This is a genomic window from Methanolobus sp. WCC5, from assembly GCF_045690325.1.
Lineage (GTDB): Archaea > Halobacteriota > Methanosarcinia > Methanosarcinales > Methanosarcinaceae > Methanolobus.
Map to the genome: position 1 here is coordinate 2130314 of NZ_CP146981.1, position 19524 is coordinate 2149837.

Annotated in this window: 19 protein-coding genes and 2 tRNA genes; 14 read left to right on the forward strand and 7 right to left on the reverse strand. The window is 45.7% G+C overall.

From position 1 onward, the window contains the following. The first annotated feature begins 78 nt into the window (after window positions 1-78). The 10 genes from V7O64_RS10325 to V7O64_RS10370 all read left to right on the forward strand — a co-directional run bounded on the left by V7O64_RS10325 (window position 79) and on the right by V7O64_RS10370 (window position 11313). Complete coding sequence (locus V7O64_RS10325; protein ID WP_407355320.1) at window positions 79-888, forward strand: mechanosensitive ion channel family protein; 810 nt, start codon at window positions 79-81, stop codon at window positions 886-888. 81 nt (window positions 889-969) lie between these two features. Continuing rightward, a complete protein-coding gene (locus V7O64_RS10330) occupies window positions 970-1884 on the forward strand; it encodes an ATP-binding cassette domain-containing protein (RefSeq protein ID WP_407355321.1) in 915 nt (304 codons plus the stop codon). 151 nt (window positions 1885-2035) lie between these two features. After that, window positions 2036-2533 carry a MarR family winged helix-turn-helix transcriptional regulator gene (locus tag V7O64_RS10335; protein ID WP_407355322.1) on the forward strand — a complete coding sequence of 166 codons (498 nt, stop codon included), beginning with the start codon at window positions 2036-2038 and terminating at the stop codon, window positions 2531-2533. Continuing rightward, on the forward strand, window positions 2526-3965 hold the full coding sequence (locus tag V7O64_RS10340; protein ID WP_407355323.1) for an MATE family efflux transporter: 1440 nt from the start codon (window positions 2526-2528) through the stop codon (window positions 3963-3965). Before V7O64_RS10335 ends, V7O64_RS10340 begins: the two co-directional genes overlap by 8 nt. Before the next feature lie 183 nt (window positions 3966-4148). Further along, window positions 4149-5339, forward strand: a complete 1191-nt coding sequence (locus V7O64_RS10345; protein ID WP_407355324.1) for an adenosylcobinamide amidohydrolase — start codon at window positions 4149-4151, stop codon at window positions 5337-5339. Between the two features lie 15 nt (window positions 5340-5354). Further along, window positions 5355-6335, forward strand: coding sequence for a sugar phosphate isomerase (locus V7O64_RS10350; protein WP_407355325.1), 981 nt, complete (start codon window positions 5355-5357; stop codon window positions 6333-6335). Between the two features lie 134 nt (window positions 6336-6469). Beyond that, window positions 6470-7024: a helix-turn-helix domain-containing protein gene (locus tag V7O64_RS10355; RefSeq protein ID WP_407355326.1), complete on the forward strand. Its 555-nt coding sequence runs from the start codon at window positions 6470-6472 to the stop codon at window positions 7022-7024. Between the two features lie 184 nt (window positions 7025-7208). After that, on the forward strand, window positions 7209-8354 hold the full coding sequence (locus V7O64_RS10360; protein ID WP_407355327.1) for a radical SAM protein: 1146 nt from the start codon (window positions 7209-7211) through the stop codon (window positions 8352-8354). Next, window positions 8351-9196, forward strand: coding sequence for a DUF4130 domain-containing protein (locus V7O64_RS10365; protein WP_407355328.1), 846 nt, complete (start codon window positions 8351-8353; stop codon window positions 9194-9196). Before V7O64_RS10360 ends, V7O64_RS10365 begins: the two co-directional genes overlap by 4 nt. Then, on the forward strand, window positions 9196-11313 hold the full coding sequence (locus tag V7O64_RS10370; RefSeq protein ID WP_407355329.1) for a MutS-related protein: 2118 nt from the start codon (window positions 9196-9198) through the stop codon (window positions 11311-11313). The genes V7O64_RS10365 and V7O64_RS10370 overlap by 1 nt, the downstream gene beginning before the upstream one ends. Here V7O64_RS10370 and hisB read toward each other — a convergent pair. Genes hisB through hisG form a run of 3 tightly spaced genes read right to left on the reverse strand, consistent with a single transcriptional unit; the run spans window position 11310 to window position 13511 of the window. Continuing rightward, window positions 11310-11885: an imidazoleglycerol-phosphate dehydratase HisB gene (hisB, locus tag V7O64_RS10375; protein ID WP_407355330.1), complete on the reverse strand. Its 576-nt coding sequence runs from the start codon at window positions 11883-11885 to the stop codon at window positions 11310-11312. The genes V7O64_RS10370 and hisB overlap by 4 nt on opposite strands. 24 nt (window positions 11886-11909) lie before the next feature. Continuing rightward, the gene (gene hisA / locus V7O64_RS10380; RefSeq protein WP_407355331.1) at window positions 11910-12650 is read right to left on the reverse strand and encodes a 1-(5-phosphoribosyl)-5-[(5-phosphoribosylamino)methylideneamino]imidazole-4-carboxamide isomerase; all 741 of its coding nucleotides are present in this window, start codon (window positions 12648-12650) and stop codon (window positions 11910-11912) included. Window positions 12651-12656: 6 nt separating this feature from the next. Next, complete coding sequence (gene hisG, locus V7O64_RS10385) at window positions 12657-13511, reverse strand: ATP phosphoribosyltransferase (RefSeq protein WP_407355332.1); 855 nt, start codon at window positions 13509-13511, stop codon at window positions 12657-12659. Between the two features lie 289 nt (window positions 13512-13800). Between hisG and V7O64_RS10390 the strand changes: the two genes are divergently transcribed. The 4 genes from V7O64_RS10390 to V7O64_RS10405 all read left to right on the forward strand — a co-directional run bounded on the left by V7O64_RS10390 (window position 13801) and on the right by V7O64_RS10405 (window position 15967). Then, window positions 13801-14997, forward strand: a complete 1197-nt coding sequence (locus tag V7O64_RS10390; RefSeq protein WP_407355333.1) for a methionine adenosyltransferase — start codon at window positions 13801-13803, stop codon at window positions 14995-14997. Between the two features lie 296 nt (window positions 14998-15293). Beyond that, window positions 15294-15403, forward strand: a tRNA-Tyr gene (locus V7O64_RS10395). Between the two features lie 74 nt (window positions 15404-15477). Next, window positions 15478-15550: transfer RNA gene (locus V7O64_RS10400), tRNA-Asp, on the forward strand. A 282-nt stretch (window positions 15551-15832) separates the two neighbouring features. Next, complete coding sequence (locus tag V7O64_RS10405) at window positions 15833-15967, forward strand: hypothetical protein (RefSeq protein ID WP_407355334.1); 135 nt, start codon at window positions 15833-15835, stop codon at window positions 15965-15967. A 74-nt stretch (window positions 15968-16041) separates the two neighbouring features. Here V7O64_RS10405 and V7O64_RS10410 read toward each other — a convergent pair whose 3' ends face one another. The 4 genes from V7O64_RS10410 to V7O64_RS10425 are packed head-to-tail and all read right to left on the reverse strand — an operon-like array spanning window position 16042 to window position 19500. Next, the gene (locus V7O64_RS10410; RefSeq protein ID WP_407355335.1) at window positions 16042-16737 is read right to left on the reverse strand and encodes a fibrillarin-like rRNA/tRNA 2'-O-methyltransferase; all 696 of its coding nucleotides are present in this window, start codon (window positions 16735-16737) and stop codon (window positions 16042-16044) included. Next, window positions 16737-17798, reverse strand: coding sequence for an NOP5/NOP56 family protein (locus V7O64_RS10415; RefSeq protein ID WP_407355336.1), 1062 nt, complete (start codon window positions 17796-17798; stop codon window positions 16737-16739). Before V7O64_RS10415 ends, V7O64_RS10410 begins: the two co-directional genes overlap by 1 nt. A 1-nt stretch (window position 17799) precedes the next feature. Then, window positions 17800-18759 (reverse strand): beta-ribofuranosylaminobenzene 5'-phosphate synthase, encoded by a 960-nt coding sequence (locus tag V7O64_RS10420; RefSeq protein WP_407355337.1) that lies wholly within the window; start codon window positions 18757-18759, stop codon window positions 17800-17802. Between the two features lie 42 nt (window positions 18760-18801). After that, window positions 18802-19500, reverse strand: coding sequence for a DUF2953 domain-containing protein (locus V7O64_RS10425; protein ID WP_407355338.1), 699 nt, complete (start codon window positions 19498-19500; stop codon window positions 18802-18804). Window positions 19501-19524 lie beyond the last annotated feature (24 nt).

The following is a 19524-nucleotide window of genomic DNA, read 5'->3' on the forward strand; positions in this document are numbered from 1 at the left end:
TGCAATATTTGAAAAAGAATATATGCATGTAAATTTCATATTAAATGAAGATCGATAAATCATTTAAGGAGTGGTACAATGGCAGATATCCTATCTCAGACAATACCTTATACAACAATTACACTGGCAAATGTTGTCTTTGCACTGGTTGTCCTTCTTGCCGGTCTTCTGATAGCCGGAATTCTTTCCGGGATGTTCAGGAGAGGGCTGAAGAAGACTAAACTTCCCGAACTTGTCACTGAGTTCCTCGTACGCTTCCTGCGTGCGTTGCTCTATGTGGCAGTACTGCTTGCGGTTGTGAGCACCCTTGGTGTCGATGTCAGTTCAGTGGTCGTTGGACTTTCGGCAGTCATAGGCCTGGTGCTTGGTTTTGGTATGCAGGACTCACTGAACAACATGGCAGCAGGTGTATGGATTGCATCATTAAGGCCCCTTGATAAGGGTGAGTATGTAACTGTAAACGGACTTTCAGGCACAGTTCATGCTGTCGGTATCATGGCAACGGAATTATTGACACCTGATAACCAGTTCATAACTATTCCCAACAAGCTTGTGTGGGGCAGTCCAATAGTTAATGTGACCCGTATGCCAACCCGCAGGGTGGCTGTGGATGTAGGTGTGAGTTATGCAACGGATATACCCAGAGCAGTACAGGTAGCTCTTGATGTTATCAAGCAGCATTCTATGGTAATGGATGATCCCGCACCTGCGGTTGTAACTACGGAACTGGCGGATTCCTCTGTGAACCTTCAGCTGCGTGCCTGGGTGCAGACTGGTGATTTCTGGGCTGTCAAAAATGATCTTACAATAGCCATTCATGCTGCATTTGGCAAAGAGGATATTGAGATTCCCTTCCCACAGATGGATGTGCATATGTACGATCAATGAATCAACTGCATAGTTGATCATCAACTATGCCTCTCTTATTTTATAACATAATTTATATATAGTTACAACTATAGTCATTGTGTGCAACCAGGGATTATCGAGGTTAACGGCCTCAGAAAGGAATACGGCGATTTCATTGCTGTTGATGATCTTTCCTTTTCAGTTGGCAAAGGGCAGATATTCGGTATAGTGGGACCCAACGGCGCCGGTAAAACGACCACATTAAAGATGCTCAGCAGTCTGATAAGGCCTACTTCCGGCAGCATATCCATGAAAGGCCTGGATATTAACCGTGATGCAGTTGCGATAAAATCTTTCCTTGGATTCCTTCCTGAAGAGTCTCCACTTTATGAAGGCATGACTGTGGATGACTATCTGCTGTTCTTCTCCGAGCTTTACTCTGTTCCCCGGGAACAGGCAAAGAAAAGGATAAATGAGCTCCTTTTTGATCTTTCACTCAATGCAGACGGCAAAAAGATAGGTGATTTCTCAAAGGGGATGAAACGTAAAGTTGCAATCGCCCGTTCTCTTATCAATGATCCTGACATATTGATATATGATGAACCGGCATCGGGTCTGGATCCCATGACTTCCAGATATATTACTGATTATGTGCGCTTGCTTAAAAAGGCAGGAAAGACTGTCATTTTCAGTGCACACAACCTCTACCAGGTGGAAAGCCTCTGCGACAGGATACTCATTCTCAAGGGCGGAAAAATGGTGACCCTTGGAACTGCTGAGGAAATAAGGAAGGAATATGGCAGGATCCAGTACCGTCTAGAGTTCAGGGTGGATGGGGTAGAGGAATATACAATGTCGGATATCAGGCTATCAGATGGTAATTATGTGGTCATTACCAATGATATCAGTGTGGTGAACCAGACTACAAAGTGGGTTGCATCCAAAGGCGGAGACATAGTGGAAATGCGCACGATCGTTCCCTCCCTGGAAGATATCTTCCTTGAACTTATGGGTGTGGAGCTTTTTGTAGACTGAGAATTCTTTGTGAACTGAAGACTTTCGCAGACAGGGATTGTTATCTGTCGCTTATGGCCGTTAATTATATTCTGATACGATGTATTTTTATATATTAGTTGCATATGCAACAATTGCAATAGCAACCATTTATTTATGAGTTAACAGTCCGGTGATAATTCTGACAGATATCGCAGAGAACATATGCATTTGCGGCCTGAAAAAACACGAATCCATTGGCAGGGATATCTCACACCTTTTCAGGTCCATCAATATCTACCTTTCAAAAGAACTGGAACCATATGGGATCGGAAGTGGTCAGTTCCCTTTTTTCATGAGATTGCTCCATCAGGACGGAGTAAGCCAGGAAACACTTGCAAGTTCATTGAGGTATGACAGGGCAACGATAACCCGTTCTGTGAACAAGCTCGAGGAAATGGGTTATGTTACAAGGAAAAGGGACCCATGTGATAAACGTGCCTATTGCATCTATCTTACAGACAAAGGGCGTGAAATGGATAATGTTCTGATTTCTATCTCAGTAAGGCTAAATGATACACTCCTGCGCGGGTTCAGTGACAAGGAAAAGGCAATGTTTATCTCCCTTGTGGAAAAAGCAGCCATGAACATCTCATCTGAGAACGATATGAAGAAGGCTTCAAATGAATAACGGAAAACAGGCGGGGGAAAAAGTCCAGGCTATTGGCCCCGGAAAGGCAACATCAGGTATGAGGTCAATGCTGGGTGACCCTAAAAAGGTCATAATCAAACTGGCGCTGCCAATGATGCTGGGTATGTCTGTCCAGACCCTGTATAATCTTGTAGATACCTTCTGGGTCTCCGGTCTTGGTGCAGATGCCCTTGCAGCAGTTGGTTTTGTATTTCCCTTCTTTTTTGTTATCATTGCCCTTTCAAATGGGCTGGGAGTTGGCGCAGGTTCGGCAATATCCAGAAGGCTTGGGGCCAGGGACAAAAAAGGTGCAGATAATGTTGCAGTTCATACAATGATACTGATGCTTCTGATATCTGCTGTTTTCACCATTAGCCTGTTTACTTTTGCAGAGCAGATCTTCACTTTCATAGGTGCCGGTAAGACAACTGCTATGGCAACATCTTACGGCCGTATTATATTTGGTGGCAGTGTGCTGCTGTTCTTCACCAACGTTGCAAATGCGATACTTCGCAGTGAGGGTGACACCAGAAGGGCCATGAATGCCATGATATTCGGTTCCCTGCTGAATATAGTCCTTGACCCGATATTCATTTATCATTTAGATATGGGTGTTTCGGGTGCAGCGTGGGCGACTGTTGTTTCCATGGGAGTGACCGCTGTCATGATGTCAAGCTGGCTTTTCTTTAAAAAAGATACCTATCTTTCCTTTGATTTTAAGGATTTCAGCTTTGAAAGGGAAATACTGCGGGATATTTTCAGGGTAGGTGTACCTGCTTCTGTGCAACAGACCTCTATGGCTCTTATGATGCTCGTCATGAATGTTATTATCATTGCGGCCAGCAATACTGACGGAGTTGCAGTGTACACGGTGGGATGGCGTGTTGCAACCATAGCTCTTGCCCCACTCATTGGTATTTCCACAGCTGTTGTTACAATGACAGGTTTTTCATATGGTGAGGGTTCATATGAGAAATTATCTTTCTCCCACCTGTATTCCATGAAGATCGGTCTTATTGTTGAGACTGCCATAGCGGTCATGACCTTTATATTTGCTCCACAGATAGCTTATGCTTTCACCATGTCAGAAAGCGCTTCCCATATCACAGACGATCTTATCCTGTTTCTTAGGATCATCTGTATTTTCTATCCTACCGTTTCCCTTGGAATGCTTTCATCGTCTCTTTTCCAGGGCGTGGGCAAAGGGCTTAATTCGCTTATTGCAACGATACTGCGTGCTATCATATTCGTTCCGTTGTTTGCTATTATCTTTGCCTTCAACCTCGAATTGGGACTTACGGGTATATGGTGGGGGATGGTAGTAGGTAACATACTGGGTTCTGTTTTTATCTTTGTGTGGGCAAGACTATATGTGGTAAAACTGCTCAAGACAAGGACGAGCGTTGATATTGTATCCGGGTTGCCGGATTAAGATGATAGGTTGCTTCTGGTACTGTCAATATAGATCCGAATACAGACATTGTTCGCTACAGATTCGTTAGAATTCAAAAGCTATTTAATCTACACAGAGCATAAACCTTTGTAGTCCTGTGTCAACCTGTAATTACTTCCGGGATATTGTAGCAGGACAAAGACATATATTATGGAGATGTCCATGGCATCAGGATCCCGAAAAATCATACAGTCCCAGGCATCTGAATCTGTTGCCGATCACAGGGAAGAAAAAGGCGTGCTTCTTTTTGAGACCACAGGCAAGGAGAAAGTATACAGGTACAGTGATTCTATTCTGCTTATGCTTCCAGAGGGACGAAAGATCCTCAGTACTTCCTGGCTAAACGGTGGTTACAGGGAAGACCTGAGGTCCGTTTTCAATCACAGGGTACCAAAGGGAAAGCATGCTCCAAAGGATCTTGACGGAGGCAGCATTCCTGCTTATCTTTCTATCATTGCAAAAAGGCTGGGACTGGAACCTGCTACTTCTTCGGGTTTGTTGACGGCTGCAAATATGAATAACGTTTCTATTGTGACCCGCTCTTTTCGTGGTGTGGAAGTTACTGCTGTTATGACTGCAGGGATCGAAGTGAACGGCGGGCGTGCCGGAGATCCTGCCTCCTACTATCAGGAGAATGGTTCGCATCAATTCATTCAGGGGACTATTAACACTATACTTGTCATAGGTGCAGACCTACCTGAATACACTATGGCAAGGGCAATAATTACAGCCACAGAGGCAAAGACTGTGGCTTTGCAGCAGTTGATGGCACCAAGCCGTTACTCCAGGGGTATTGCCACTGGTTCAGGTACGGATATGATCGCTGTGGTGGCAGATGGTACGAGCCCCCTTTTGCTGACAGATGCGGGACAGCATTCAAAGCTTGGAGAGCTGATAGGTACTGTTGTGATCGAATGTACTCTTAAGGCACTTGAGCTGCAGTCAGAGTTAACTCCACTATCCCAGAGGGATATGCTTGTGAGGCTGGAGCGTTTCGGGATTGGTGAGACTGATTACTGGAAGGCTGCCTCGGGCATGGAAGGTGATAACAGGAAGGCTGCATTTTTTAAGACTTTGAGGGAAATGTCAAAGAATCCTGTACTTGTCGGAGCAACGTGTTCCATACTGCATATTGCCGATGAGGTCACATGGGGTCTGATCCCTGAAACAGCAGGCAGGAGGGTGGCCATATCTGTTATGAAAGGCCTGCCGCAGATGCTTGATATTGAGGCTTACCTGCCTTTTGGGGAACTTACGGATGAAAAGGACACTATACTGGATAATTGGGTGCGTGTTACAGCCTGGATTGCAAAGAACTGTGGTCTTGGGGAACTGTGCGATCCCGGTCTATGATCTTCAGGTGTAAATATGAAAGAACTTATGAATTTCTCGCTTTATGAGAATGATATGAAGATGTTTGATTCTGACTGGGGCATGATACGGAATTTTCTTGTCAGGCATGATCTGGATGGATTGGAGCTCTTTGTGGATTCTTCCCCGCTTCCGGATATTCCTGCAGACCTTATAGAAGGGGTACATCTTCCCTATTGGATGGGGAGGCACAGGGCCTGGGTGGATCCATCTGCTTTTTCCTGCGAAATGGAGGAGTTTGAGAAGGTTTACGTTTTCGGTGGAAGCAGCCGAGAAGAGGTAATTGGTAATTTCAGGAAGCCACTTGAGAATGCTGCAAGCCTGGATGCATCCTATGCAGTGTTCCATGTATCCTATGCCGAACTGGAGCAGGTCTATACACGTTGTTTTAATTGCACGGACTACGACGTGCTTGAGACAACTGCACAATTTCTGAATGAGGCGGTGTCTGTTTATCCGGGTGGTGAACCACCTGTGAGACTTTTCTTTGAGAATCTGTGGTGGCCGGGACTTACTTTCCTTGAGCCTTCAAATGCTGATTATTTCACCAGTCTGCTTGACTTTGATAACTGGGCCTTTGTGCTTGATACCGGGCATCTTATGAATGCGACAATGAGGTGTGTGGATGAGGAATCTTCCATAGATATTGTACTCGGTCTTCTGTCATCACATTCAGAGGATTTTATAAGGCGCATAGAAGGCATGCATTTTCATTGCAGCCTTTCTGGCGAGTATATGTGCAGGTCATTGGATATGGAACTTCCGGAAGGTTTTGAGGATATGTCCTTTAACGATCGTCTCCTGCCTGCCATGGAAATTCTCCATCAGATGGATCAGCACATGCCTTTTACCAGTGAGAGGTGTTCTGAAATAGTTGAATTCGTGTCACCTGATTTTCTTACGCATGAATTTGTTTCGACCAAGCTGCAGACACTTGATGAAAAACTGTTGACCCAGAGAAGAGCTTTGCACAGTTGATCTTCTTCTATCTTCTTTTACAGATTTTTATTGTTCTATTTTTAGAATAATTGACATATTAATTCCGGAATGACCCGTTTATTGAACTGTTAACGCAGAAAACTATATATGTAACACAACAATTACTTCTAATTATGAGCACTCTCGATAACAATGATTCCGAGAATCCAGAGCACACTGATCGTTTGAAACTTTTCAGTGCACTTGGAAGTGAGACCCGCCTCAGGATGCTCCAAAGGCTAACTGAGGGTGAAATGCATATCTCCGAACTTGCAAGGGAACTAAGTATCTCTGTTCCGGTTGCTGCAAAACATGCAAATATACTGGAAGATGCAGATCTGATACAGCGCAAGGTTTACGGCAAGACCCATGTTCTGCAATTGAATAATAAGAATATATTCAATGCACTGGATATCTTTGCCCCTTCCAGAACGGTTGAAGTTGAGAAGGGTGCCACACTTCTTGAGGCTCTTAAGAAGGCTGCAGTTGTTGAAGTGAAGAACGTACACGGCCAGGATAATATTGTGTCTACCAACGGGGAGGAAGGTTTCTTTGTATATGAAGTGGACGGGGTGTTCTCCGATAAGAATGTGAATGAATACAGATTCGACAGTGACTCAACGGTCATGTGGAAGAAACTGGAACCTATAAGTATCCTGAAGGTAAAAGTCCGGTTGAAAAAGGAATGATCCTTTTCCTATCGGCTGCAAAACTAATATTTTTCAACGCGAATATTACCTGTATCAGAGGGCTGCAAAGTCCCTTTTTTGATTTTAAGGGCTTTTTCTTCTCTTCCACTCAGATCCTCTTCCGGCCCTCAATACTTTCACCCCGCTCGCCATTTGCTTATATGTATGTGGTGCATCCTATCAAATGATGTTCCAGAGGAATCCTGTTAATGAGCACCACATGACGCTTATGGAAAGGATGCGGGTGCTGTCTGAAGGTACCAAGTATGACAGTTGCAACCAGAGTGCAGTCTGCCATGCTTTTGGACCGGATGGACGGTGTATCCAGCTGTACAAGACCCTTATGACCAATGCCTGTTCAGGGGAATGTACTTATTGTCCTAACAGGTGTGGCAGGGATGCTCTGCGTGCAACACTCAGTCCGGAGGAAATCGTAAAGATAACATGGTCCTTCTACAGGAGGAATGCAATAGAAGGCCTGTTTCTGTCATCTGGTGTTATAGGGGATGCCGAAAGGACAGCAGAGCGGCAACTGGAGGTGGCAGGGCTTCTGAGGACACAGGGTTTTACAGGATACATACATATCCGTGTGATGCCGGGTACTCCTAAGTATCTTCTGGAAGAGATCGCTGATTGTGCAAATAAGTTTGGTGTGAATGCGGAGACAACGAGTTCTGTGAACTATTCGGAGATATGCCCCAACTTTGATTACCAAAGCGATGTACTCCAGCGTTTACAGTGGACTCGTGACCTCATTAAGAAGAAAAGACGTGAAGCAGGTTTCAGGGGTCGTGTGGTCGGTGCCAACGACACACAGTTCGTTGTGGGGGCATTGCAGGAATCTGACAGGGAAATTATTGGTACGGTTGATGATTTCATGGACCGTTATGAGCTTAGAAGGCCGTATTTTATGAGTTTTGACCCGGTTCCGTTCACTCCTCTTGAGAAAAATGAGCCATCTCCGCTATGGAGAGAAATAAGACTCTACCAGACATCCTATCTTCTCAAGGATTATGGTCTGAGGGCCAGTGACCTGGATCCTGTTCTTGATGACAACGGTTTTCTTCTTGATGCGGATCCAAAGATGCTTCTTGCATCGTGCAGTCCGGAAATGTTCCCGGTAGACATAAATTCTGCAGGCAGGGATGCCCTGCTCAGGGTTCCGGGAATCGGTCCGGTTGGCGCTGATCGTATAATTCGGTCAAGGCCTGTAAGTTCGGAAAAAGAGCTTGCAAGAATGGGCGTTGTGCTTGCACGTGCCCGTCCGTTCATTGAGATAAATGGCAAAAAGCAGACAAACCTTTTCTCATTTGCAGGGGTGGGTGCATGATAGTGGCTTTCAGGGAAAATGTGGCAGGTGTTCTTCTTGCGTGCAAAGAGCTGGTCGATAACCCGGATGTTGTTCTGATATCTGCAAAGGACAGGGATGAACTGAAAGGAAAAATGGAATTCTCAGGTCTTGATGATGTGAAGTTGCTTGGTTTTAGGGGTGTGGCTGACACAACCGGACTTGTCAGGAATTTGTTTGGAAGGCAGCCTCATAAGATGTTCTGCCGGGATCCGGATATAGAAGGATATATATCCCTGGTATTGAGGCACAGGAATTCAAGGCCGGTTGAACTGGTCCGTTTCCTTTGTTCATGCAAGGATAATGCAGAGTTGCTTTATTCCGGTAAGGGTATCATTGGTAAGAAGCACTACGATTTCATGCGTGATGTAAGTCGCTCTTATCAACGCCTGTGTATGTTTGCCCGTCCATGTCCTGTTAATGGTGTGCTGTCTGTTAAGGTTGACTCCCCGCATAGTATAGGGGACCTGTTCTGTCGCTGGCTTGCGCGGAAGAACCCCGATCTTCCTGTTTCAGTAACAGAGGGAGATATTGCCTGGATAGGCAATGGAGGACATGTCGGGCTTGAGCATTTTACAAAGATACCATCGTCTATTGCAGGAAGTCTGGAGTTTTCCAGTGAGATAGATGAGGTTGATGATATGTGGGACATGTACTATGATTCCCAGGTAATACATAAAAGGCGAAACAAAAAGCATGCAAAACAATTGCAACCCAAGGTGTCAGCATCAATGAGCAGGATGTCGGAAAGGGACAGATACAAGGTTGAAAGGGGTATTTCAAACTGCACCCTGGATAATTTCATCCCGGAAAAGGAGGCATAATGTTAACCACCGCCATGACTCTGCAGGATATTCCCAGAATAGGGAATAAGATGTCAAAACGATTCGTAGAGCATTTTGGCAGTGAAAGCCTGGCTCTTGATGCAATACTTGCCGGGGATATCGCCAGTATTTCCGAAGTTGAGGGAATTGGACAGCGCTATGCCATATCTCTTGTACAGGATGTAAGCTCCATGGTGGAAGGAGTTGACGTTACTGACTTTTTAAGAACCAGGGAAGCAATGGATGTATATGAGAGATTGATCGATCTTATCAGGGAGTTTGCACATACCCGTTACTCCAGGGATAAACTGCACATTTTTTATCCATATCCTTCCAGCAGGGTCGAAAAGGTAATGAAAGTGCGTGAATCTGTCTCATATTATATGGAGAATTCCAGGTTGCTGGAAGATGACATGACCATTGCTGAACTTTTACCAAGGGTAAGCCAGTTGAACTTTAAGCATACATGTCCTAAAATCCGTGACAGGGTGGTCATCACATCCGACCAGGGTGCATATGAACAGGCCAGGAAACGCTTTGAAGGCCTTGTCGATGTTCACTTTGCTCGCTCCTTTTCTGAATTCATTGATGTTTCCAGGGGTTTTTCACAGGTGATAGCCCTGGGGGATGACTATCTTCCATTCGATCTTCCGGAGGATGTAGAGCCGGAATTCTTTTCAGATATCGGGGAACTGGATGATTATAAGGTTATACCTGAAAAGGAGGTCTTTTTATTTTCAAGGAACCTTTGTTCCCTTGGATCTTCAATAGAGGTGATAAGGCTTCTACGTTCAAAAGGAATTACTTTCTTTGACAGGATGGATGATGACAGGCTTGAACTGCTTGCCTCCACACTGGCCCTGATAGATGAGAGCGGTGATATTGTGCATGGCACGGATGCAGAGATCGACAGGATCTCCGATGCCATAAGCAGGCTTGGTTCATCTGTTTCTCAAACCGTGTGTTCCATGAATGAAAAGCTTAATTCCAGTCTTGAGAACAGCCAGATGGTACTTAGTGGCCAGGATATGCTGAAGGTGATGAACGGTTCCATTGAACTGAAAGAAATGCTCGGGAAGAAACTGCATAAGAACTACCATTCAATTATCAGGGAAGGAGTTGAAAGGATATGCAATGAACTTGGGCTTGAGAAAAAGGAAAGACTGATGGTTGAATCTTTTTTTCCGGAAGATATCATGCATCCTGTAGAAGCGGATGTTGATAGTATCAATGCTTTGAAACAGTATCTGGATAAAAAGGCCCGGAAGAGAAAATTCGAGCATAAGCGCGAAGTTTCCCGCATATTGTCCTCCTACAGGGAATCAGCCCGGGAGATGGTCCGTGAGGTACTCGATTATGATGTGGGCTTTGCTATAGGTTCTTTTGCAAATGCGTATGGTCTTGTAATGCCTGAGGTAATAGATAGCAAAGGCATTGGTTTTACGGGTGGAAGAAACCTTTTCCTGCTTTGCAGACATGGTGCTGTGGAACCCATTGACTATTCCATAGGTGCAAATAGTTTCAGTCCCGACGGTGAGAGCAGCAGGGTAGTACTTCTAAGTGGTGTGAACTCAGGAGGCAAGACGTCTCTCCTGGAACTTCTGGCCCAGAGCATTATCCTTGCACATATGGGCTTTCCCGTACCTGCAGAAAAAATGGAGATATCTTTGACGGATTCTTTTTATTATTTTGCCAAGTCCAAAGGAACTTTGGATGCAGGTGCTTTCGAAACGACCCTCACTGAGTTCTCTGTGGTTGCTGATGGGTCGGCAAAATTAGTGCTTGCAGATGAGCTTGAATCCATAACAGAGCCCGGGGCTTCTGCAAAGATAATGGCGGGGATACTTGAAGTCCTCACAGAGAACCTCAATACAATGTCCATATTTGTGTCCCATCTCTCCGAATTGATCATGGAGAATACAAGCTGTCCTGTAAGGATTGACGGGATAGAGGCCAGTGGTCTGGATGCAGACCTTAATCTGATAGTTGACAGGAGTCCCCGTTATAATTATACTGCAAAGAGCACACCTGAACTGATAGTCGAAAGACTTTCTAAAAAGAGCAATGGGAATGAAAAGGCATTTTATGACAAATTGAGAAGCAAATTTCGGAATTAAAGCACACCTTTGGTGCTTTTGATACCCTTTCCTTCAATTGTCACAGCTCTTCTGAGTGCATAGGCGAATGCCTTGAAAAGTGCTTCTATCTTGTGATGGTCATTATCCCCGTAAACATGAGCGTGCATATTTATCTTTGAATTCTGTGCAATTGCTTCAAAGAAATGAACTACCATCTGAGTGCTGAATTCTCCTACTTTGGGTGCCCTGAACTCCGCATGCATTACCAGATAGCTTCGACCTCCCATGTCAAGGGCGACATCTGCAAGTGCTTCATCCATCGGTATGCGTGCCTCACCGAACCGTGCGATACCAGCCTTGTCACCCAGGGCCTGTGCTATTGCCTGGCCTAAGACGATACCTGTATCTTCAATAAGATGGTGATCATCGACAACAAGGTCGCCGGTGGCTTTGGCAATAAGATCGAAGGACCCATGTTTTGCGAATGCGGTGAGCATATGGTCTAAGAAACCAATACCTGTGCTGACATCTGCAATTCCCTGTCCATCGATATCCAGCTCGATCTTAATGTCCGTTTCGCTGGTTTTGCGTGCGATATTCGCTTTTCTCATGGATGCACCTGCTTATTATGTTGTTTACAAATCTTCACTGATGATATTTATTGCTTCTGGAAGTGTGAACTTTCCGGTATATAATGCACTTCCGACAACAACGGCTTTTGCTCCGGTCTTCTTTAGTGCTATAAGGTCATCCAGACCAGTGACTCCACCGGAGGCGATAACCGGGATGCTGACCGATCTTGCCAGTTCTTCTGTGGGTGCGGTGTTGACTCCCTGCAGCAGCCCTTCGGTATCTATGTTTGTAAACAGTATACTTCCGGCTCCAAGCTCCTGGAAACGGATGCCCATTTCAATGGCTGTGAATTCAGATTGTTTTTTCCATCCTTCTATGGAAATCTTTCCGTTCTTTGAATCAAGTGCAACGTTTATGTGCTTGCTTCCATATGCATCTGCAAGTTCCCTGACAAGCCGGGGGTTGTTTATGGCTGCGGTACTGAGGATTACCCTGTCGACTCCCATTTCCAGCAGTACAGCTGCATTTTCAAAGGAACGTATCCCGCCGCCAACCTGTATCTTAACTCCGAGGGGTTTGCACTCCTTCACTATTTTTTCAATGATCGTTGCGTTCCTGCGATTGCCATCAATTGCCCCGTCAAGATCTATAAGATGCAGTGTCTTTGCACCCTGTGCAATCCAGTCCTTTGCTACGGCTACAGGGTCGTCTATTGAGATCATTTCACTGCCTGGTATCCCCTGGACAAGTTGTACACACTTGCCGTTTCTCATATCAACGGCAGGAATAACTTCAAATGTCATGCTACCTCAGGGCATCATTCTTTCAATTGGCACTACCAGTATGTCTTTTGCACCGGTTTTCTTTAGCTCGTCAACGGTGGCAAAGATACTGTCCGAATCAACCACTGCATGCACTGCAAGGATTGAATCATCTGATTCCACTTTCATAACAGTGGGGCCGGCAAGACCCGGGAGGACTTTCTTGACCGTTTCCAGTGAACCTGCAGGTACGTTCATCATCAGGTATCGCTTTCCTTTTGCCCTTAAGACGCTCTCCACAGCAGTCTTGATCTGTCCGATCTTATCGCTGTTCACTTTTGACTTTTTGTTTGCAATCAGATATACCGATGAGGAGAATACTTTTTCTATCATTTTAAGGTGGTTGGTCACAAGGGTTGTGCCGGAGCTGGATATGTCCACAATGGCATCTGCAATGCCCACGTGTGGTGTCATCTCACATGCACCACTGACTTTAATGACCTCTATGTCCAATCCAAGGTTCCTGAAGTATTTGCCGGTTATATGGGGGAATTCCGTGGCAACACGCATCCCGGCAAGTTCGTTTGCCGAAGTTATGGGTGAATCCTCCGGTACAGCAAGGACCAGATTGGCACTGCCGAATTTAAGGTCAAGCAGTATGTCCACGTCTGCTTCGGTCTCATCTATAAGGTCCAGGCCTGTAATGCCCACATCTGCGGCACCGTCCTGCACGTATTCGGGAATGTCCGCTGCCCTTGCAAAAAGATAGGTTATCTCAGGATCGGTGGTCCTGGCAAAAAGTTTCCTTGTCCCTCCTTCAAGTACGGGAAGCCCTGCTTCTTTGAGGAGGGTCACTGTGGGGTCATGTAAACGCCCTTTATTGGGTATTGCAATACGTATCATCGTGATCCTTCTGTGAAATTGTGATCGGTGTCAATTGAACGTTCCTTCAAAGACTTTTATAGCATATAGAGTTCACGCTGATTTCTTCTTCCAGTATAACCTTGCAAGGATGATCATAAAGAACGTGAATCAATAAATGATTTATTATTGGCGGTTATATCTGTTGGCAGGTAATATTATATAGGATGTGTTTGCTTGTTATAGCGAAGAATTCATAATTAACCTTAATTATCTATTCTTATCTTTCATTTGTCATTGATTGATTTTCCAGAGGATCAAGAGGATTAATATGATGCGAAACATCAAAGTTGAACACCTGATTGAAACGCCGGTGGAGAAACAGCAGATAGAGCTTGTGGAGCGTAAGGGTGTCGGTCACCCGGACAGTATCTCCGACGGCCTTGCAGAGGCTGTAAGCCGTGCATTATGTAAGGAATACATCAGTAAATGTGGCGTAGTTCTGCACCATAATACCGATGAGACCCAGATAGTGGCAGGCAGATCCAATCCGCAGTTCGGTGGCGGAGAGGTTATCCAGCCCATATATACACTGCTTGTGGGAAGGGCAACCAAGGAATTCGAAGGCGTGGAGATCCCTGCCGAGGCAGTTGCCCTCAGGGCAGCAAGGCAGTATCTGAGGAATACCATTGTTGATATTGACCTTGAGAGCGACATTATAGTCGATTGTAAGCTTGGTACCGGTTCATCGGATCTCAGGGATGTTTTCAACCGTGACAGGGTCCCGGTGGCAAACGATACTTCCTTTGGTGTAGGGCATGCTCCCTTCTCTGAACTTGAACAGATCGTCCATGAGTCTGAGAGAAAACTGATAACTGACCTGAAAAAGAAGATACCTGGAATAGGTACTGATATAAAGGTTATGGGTCTGAGGGACAATGATGACATAAACCTGACAATATGCTGCGGCATGGTTGGAAGGCATGTCGATGATATGGACCATTATCTCAGTATCAAGGAAGAGATGGCCGATTATGTGACCGATCTGGCACTTAAGCGCACAGAGCGCAATGTCAAGACCTTTGTAAACGCAGCCGATAACGTAAAGTGCAATTCTGTATTCCTTACGGTTACCGGTACTTCTGCAGAAATGGGTGACGATGGTTCTGTGGGGCGTGGCAACCGTTGTAATGGACTTATCACCCCCAACAGGCCAATGAGTATGGAGGCAACCAGTGGTAAGAATCCGATCAACCATATTGGTAAGATATACAACCTGCTTTCCACCCAGATGGCAAGGGATATTGTGAAAGTTGTTCCAGGTGTGCAGGATGTCTATATAAAATTGCTTTCTCAGATAGGCCAGCCAATAGACCAGCCATTTGTTGCAAGTGCGCAGATAATCCCTGAAGACGGGGCAAATTTCGCTTCCATAAGGGCTGAAACGGAAGTTGTGATGGATGAATGGCTTGCTGATGTCACAAAGATAACCAGGATGGTTATCAACGGCGAACTGGACACATTCTGATTTTGAACTCTCCATCCTGGCTTATGCAGGATGGCTTTTTTCTATTTAACTACAAAAATACAATATTGTTTTTTCTTCCTGATATTTGACTTGATATTTTGACTTGATATTTTTACCTGCTGATGATTTCTTCCTGTCTTTTATTTTGTTTTTCGGGTTTGATTTTTTCCTTTCCTTTCTTTCCTTTATATGTACTCAGGGTTAGTGGCACTTTTCGGCGAAAGAGCTAAGTATGATTGCGCGTATTGGAGTGTTGCATCGCACGACAATGTTGTGCAGTAGCTTGATTTATTGGACCCGCCTTAACTCAGTGGTAGAGTGCGCGGCTGTAGTATGGTTCATGTGACACGTTCACACATACCGCGCAGGCACCGCGATGTCCCCGGTTCGAGTCTGGGAGGCGGGACCTTTAAAATCAGGAAAAGCTATATATACAAAAACATCCTTTATGGGGTGCTCACAAGCGAAAAACCGCAAAATGTCCGAATGGTGTAGAGGCCTATCATGGAGCCCTGTCGAGGCTCCGACCCGGGTTCGAATCCCGGTTCGGGCGTTTTAAGCAAATCCCGGCTTGTCCGGGCTTTTTTTAATCTGTTTAACTGGATTTAAGTTGGATTAAAGTCATTTTTGTTTTATCATCTTTTTTGTTAAGGACCAAAGCATTTTTTACTTGCAAACGGTACTTTGGATATAATCTCCCTCTTCTCTAAGAACTTTTTCATTTATTGGAACTGTTTATCTTATTGGGGTATTTTATCATACAAATTGGTAATCGATCCGACCTTATTTTTGAGTTAAATAAATTTGTGTATGAGTTGATGAAATCGAAAGATCAATGGACAGAATTTTTAAGGTAGAGTATTCGTTGCTTATAATCCACGAACGTCTGCTCTGCAAGATCCAGGTAATCCTGGGAAAAAACATGCTGATAAATAAAGAGAGTTCGCAGATAGGCACGTATTCAATGTAATACATGGAACATGCCGCCTGTGGCGGATGGTTGCACTGGCACAAATCCTGAAAAACCTGTTTCTTTAAGTCCCTTCATTCCTCATCTTCCAGAAAAATCCGTGCCAGCACGCCCAGGTGATCTTCGTGGAAAGGGTCAAGTTCCTTTCTTTCAAGTACCTCAAATTCGATGTCAAAGCCGTTTTCCAGTTTGCGGACCTCGTCCTTGAATATCTTTTTGGGGCTGGCTGTGGTGTCAATACTCCTTGATTTTATGGAGAGCATGAGGTGACCGTGCTCTTCCAGGAAGTATTTTGAATTGAGGGCGGCTATCTCTGCCTGGTTGGGCTGGGCAACATCCTGGAAGATCACATCCACTTTTTCCACGATGTGAGCGTAGGATCGGGGTTTGTTTGCATCTGCAAGTATGGGAATGATATTTGGGCGCTGGTCACAGAGCTGTATAAGGTCACGCATGGTGCGCGGGGAGAATTCTACGGCGTATACAAGGCCGTCCATTAGTATGTCGGATACGTGGCTTACGGTGGTGCCTGAGGCAGCACCAAGATATAGCACCGTGGAATCAGGTTCTATAGGTATATCGAAGTTCTTGAGCACCATTGCTCCGAGCTTGCTCCTGCCGGGGTCCCACTGGCGGTACTCGACATCATCCTCTACGATGAGCCGTTCCCCATAAACACTCAGTCCTGGCATCATATTCCTGGTTGCAAGCATCTTCCTGTTTCCGATATCCAGTTCATGGATACCCGTGTGAATCTCTTCTACAGGCATCAACGTTTTCCTCCTTTCTTCCTGTTCCTGCCTCCTTGTTTACGCTGGCCGCCCTTTTCCCTGCTGTGAGTCTTTGGCCGAGGCTCCTTCTTTGGCGCAACCGGATTGGCCTGTCTTATACTTTCCAGCTTTCTCTCAAGGCTCTCAGCGATCGATTGCTCCATATCTCCTGAATAGAAGTCAGTCCTTGCTGCCAGGCTTATCTTTGCTGCCAGGGCTCTTGCAAGCTTGCCCCTCTGCCACCAGGGCGCATTCCTGATGACCGGATGGTTGAAGATGATACCGTGCTTTGGGGATGGTGCCCTGGAACGCAGGTGCTTGAATAGCGCCCTGCTTGCCCCGATCACCTGCACTGTGCTGGATGGGAAAGCTGCAAGCTTTTGAAGGCTTCCTGCCATGCTCATAAGGCGGGCACCAAGTGGTGCTCCTGCGATGTTGCACAGGTTCGGTGCAACCGATCCCATGCTGGTGTTAATATAATTCTCGATGTATCTGCGTGTGTCATAAAGGCTGCAGATGTTGTTTGCAAAAGCCCGCAATAGCTCCTCGTCGGCAACGGATAGTTCGGAGCCCATGGAGGCAGATGCCTTTTCAAAAAGCTCATGCTCATTTGGCAAATTTGCCCGGGAACCATACGCAGCGACAAATCCTGCAAGCTCCTCACCTGTCATTTCCAGTTCAGGGAAGTATCTGCCGTACCATTCAAAAAGGCGCTCACTCAGTTCGTTAACGTTTTTGTCTATATCATCCAGGGCCTCAACAGCCTGGATTATCCTTGCATCATCGGTATCTGTCCGGGATATCTGGCTCTTGGCAGCTTTAATGCATACGTCCCTCAGGAGTATGTCGTAGTCCTCGTCCAGCTCCACAAAACCACATTCTATGGCAGCTTCACGCAGGTCAGGTCTTTTCAACGGTACTGGTTGAACATTCTCCTGTAACCTGGTAACAACCGCAGCCAGCATTTTTGCATCTTTGTCAAAGAGGCTGCAATCCGCAAGCCCGCCTTCTACATCCAGTCGTAGTTTTCCAAACCATGTGGTAAATTCCGGATTCGTCACGTCAGACCCTCCTTATCTGTGCGCCTGTGTTGTTTGCTTTTGTAACTATCACCCTGCCGCCTATCGTCCTGTCAAGGAGTTCCTGTACATCCTCCTGAAGGTAGGAAGCATCTTCTTTGTTATCAACTATGCCATATACCGCCGGTCCGAATGAGCTCATGCCTGCTCCATAGGCGCCATTGTCCTGCATCAGGGTCATAACATCCCTGACCGCCTGATGCTGGAGCTGAACCTCCCGCTTCTTGAAACCGATATTCTGTATGTGGTTTATGCAATAACCAAAAGCCCCGATGTCCTGTTCCATTATGGCAGGCATCATTTTCATGAGGATCAGGTGCGACAGTTCCTGAACTTCGTTTATCGGGATTGGGCATTCCTTGCGGAATATGTCGACTTCTTTTGCATCATGGGCCCCGGGTGATTCAGGGAGTGCAAGCACTATGTCCCATTCCGGGAAATCATGCCTGAACAACACCGGTGCAGGGTCTGCTCTGCTTGCAGACGAGGGTGAGAATGATCCTTTCTCATCGAACCTGTGCCCTCCATCTACGATAAATCCTCCCATCTCAAAAGATGCAACACCTATGCCCGATGTCCCGCCACGTCCCACTGCAATTGCAAGTTCCCTCACACTCATACCAAGCCCGTATAATTCGTTCACTGCTGCTGCTGCAGAAAGTGCAGCCTGGGTACCGGAACCAAAACCAACATGAGGCAGCACTTCTTCTTCAATATTTATATGGACTCCCTCGCCTTCAGGAAGGACCTGCTTCACAGCATTCTCCATCCTTCCCCTGAGGGATGGGTCACCCATCACTTCAACTGTATCCGATCTTTCCGCGCAGATCACAACATGTGGTGATGTCAGGGATATGCCTGCACCTCCATCCACTCTGCCAAGCTGAGCGTTCATGTCAATAAGAGTGAGATGGAGCCTTGATGGAGACTTAATGGTAATCATGTCATTGATTATCAGTGCCACATACTATTAAAGATTAACACCTTATCTCCAACCCCGCTTCTTCATGAGGAAGTACCATGAGAAATGCAGTACATTCCTGTTAAGGATAAAGAAAATCATTACCGGGACAAAACGGAACAACCTTATCCTGACCGTTGCGGACATGTCAATGTCAAGTTTGGTGTCCAGGAAATAAGGCTCCAGCTGTATTTCCAGTTTTTCTGAACGGGATGCAAGATAACCTTTCATAGCATGGGCATAACCATAGGCCATTCCGGTATATGCCGGATCCGGGAAACCGAATCCTATCCTGGCCTTTGCAGCGGGTATTTTTATGGCGTTTACAATACCTTTCACCAATCGGATCAAAGGTGATCTGAGTTGCCTGAAGGCCTGCAATACATCAGAAAAAGAAATATCATCTGCTTTTTTCTTAGTTTTCTTCTCCTTTTTTCTTTTTTCTCCCTTAATCTTTTTTTTCCCCTGGAAATCTCCGGTTACTTTTTCACTGACAGGTTTTTCGTTTTTTCCGACTTCTTCTTCTTCTGCAGGAAGGCCATAGCCCCTTGAAGAATTTACCTGCCGGGAGAACATGAGCCAGCGTACATATATCTCATGCTCAAGGAAGTTATCAGATCCCTTTACCCGGAAAAACACGTCAAAAGCTGCAAAGAGGACTAACAGCAACAGCAATAGCAAAAATAGAAGAAGAAGCACTATAACTGCCTGGACAGATAGCATAGCTGCTCCTACGAGGCTGAACAA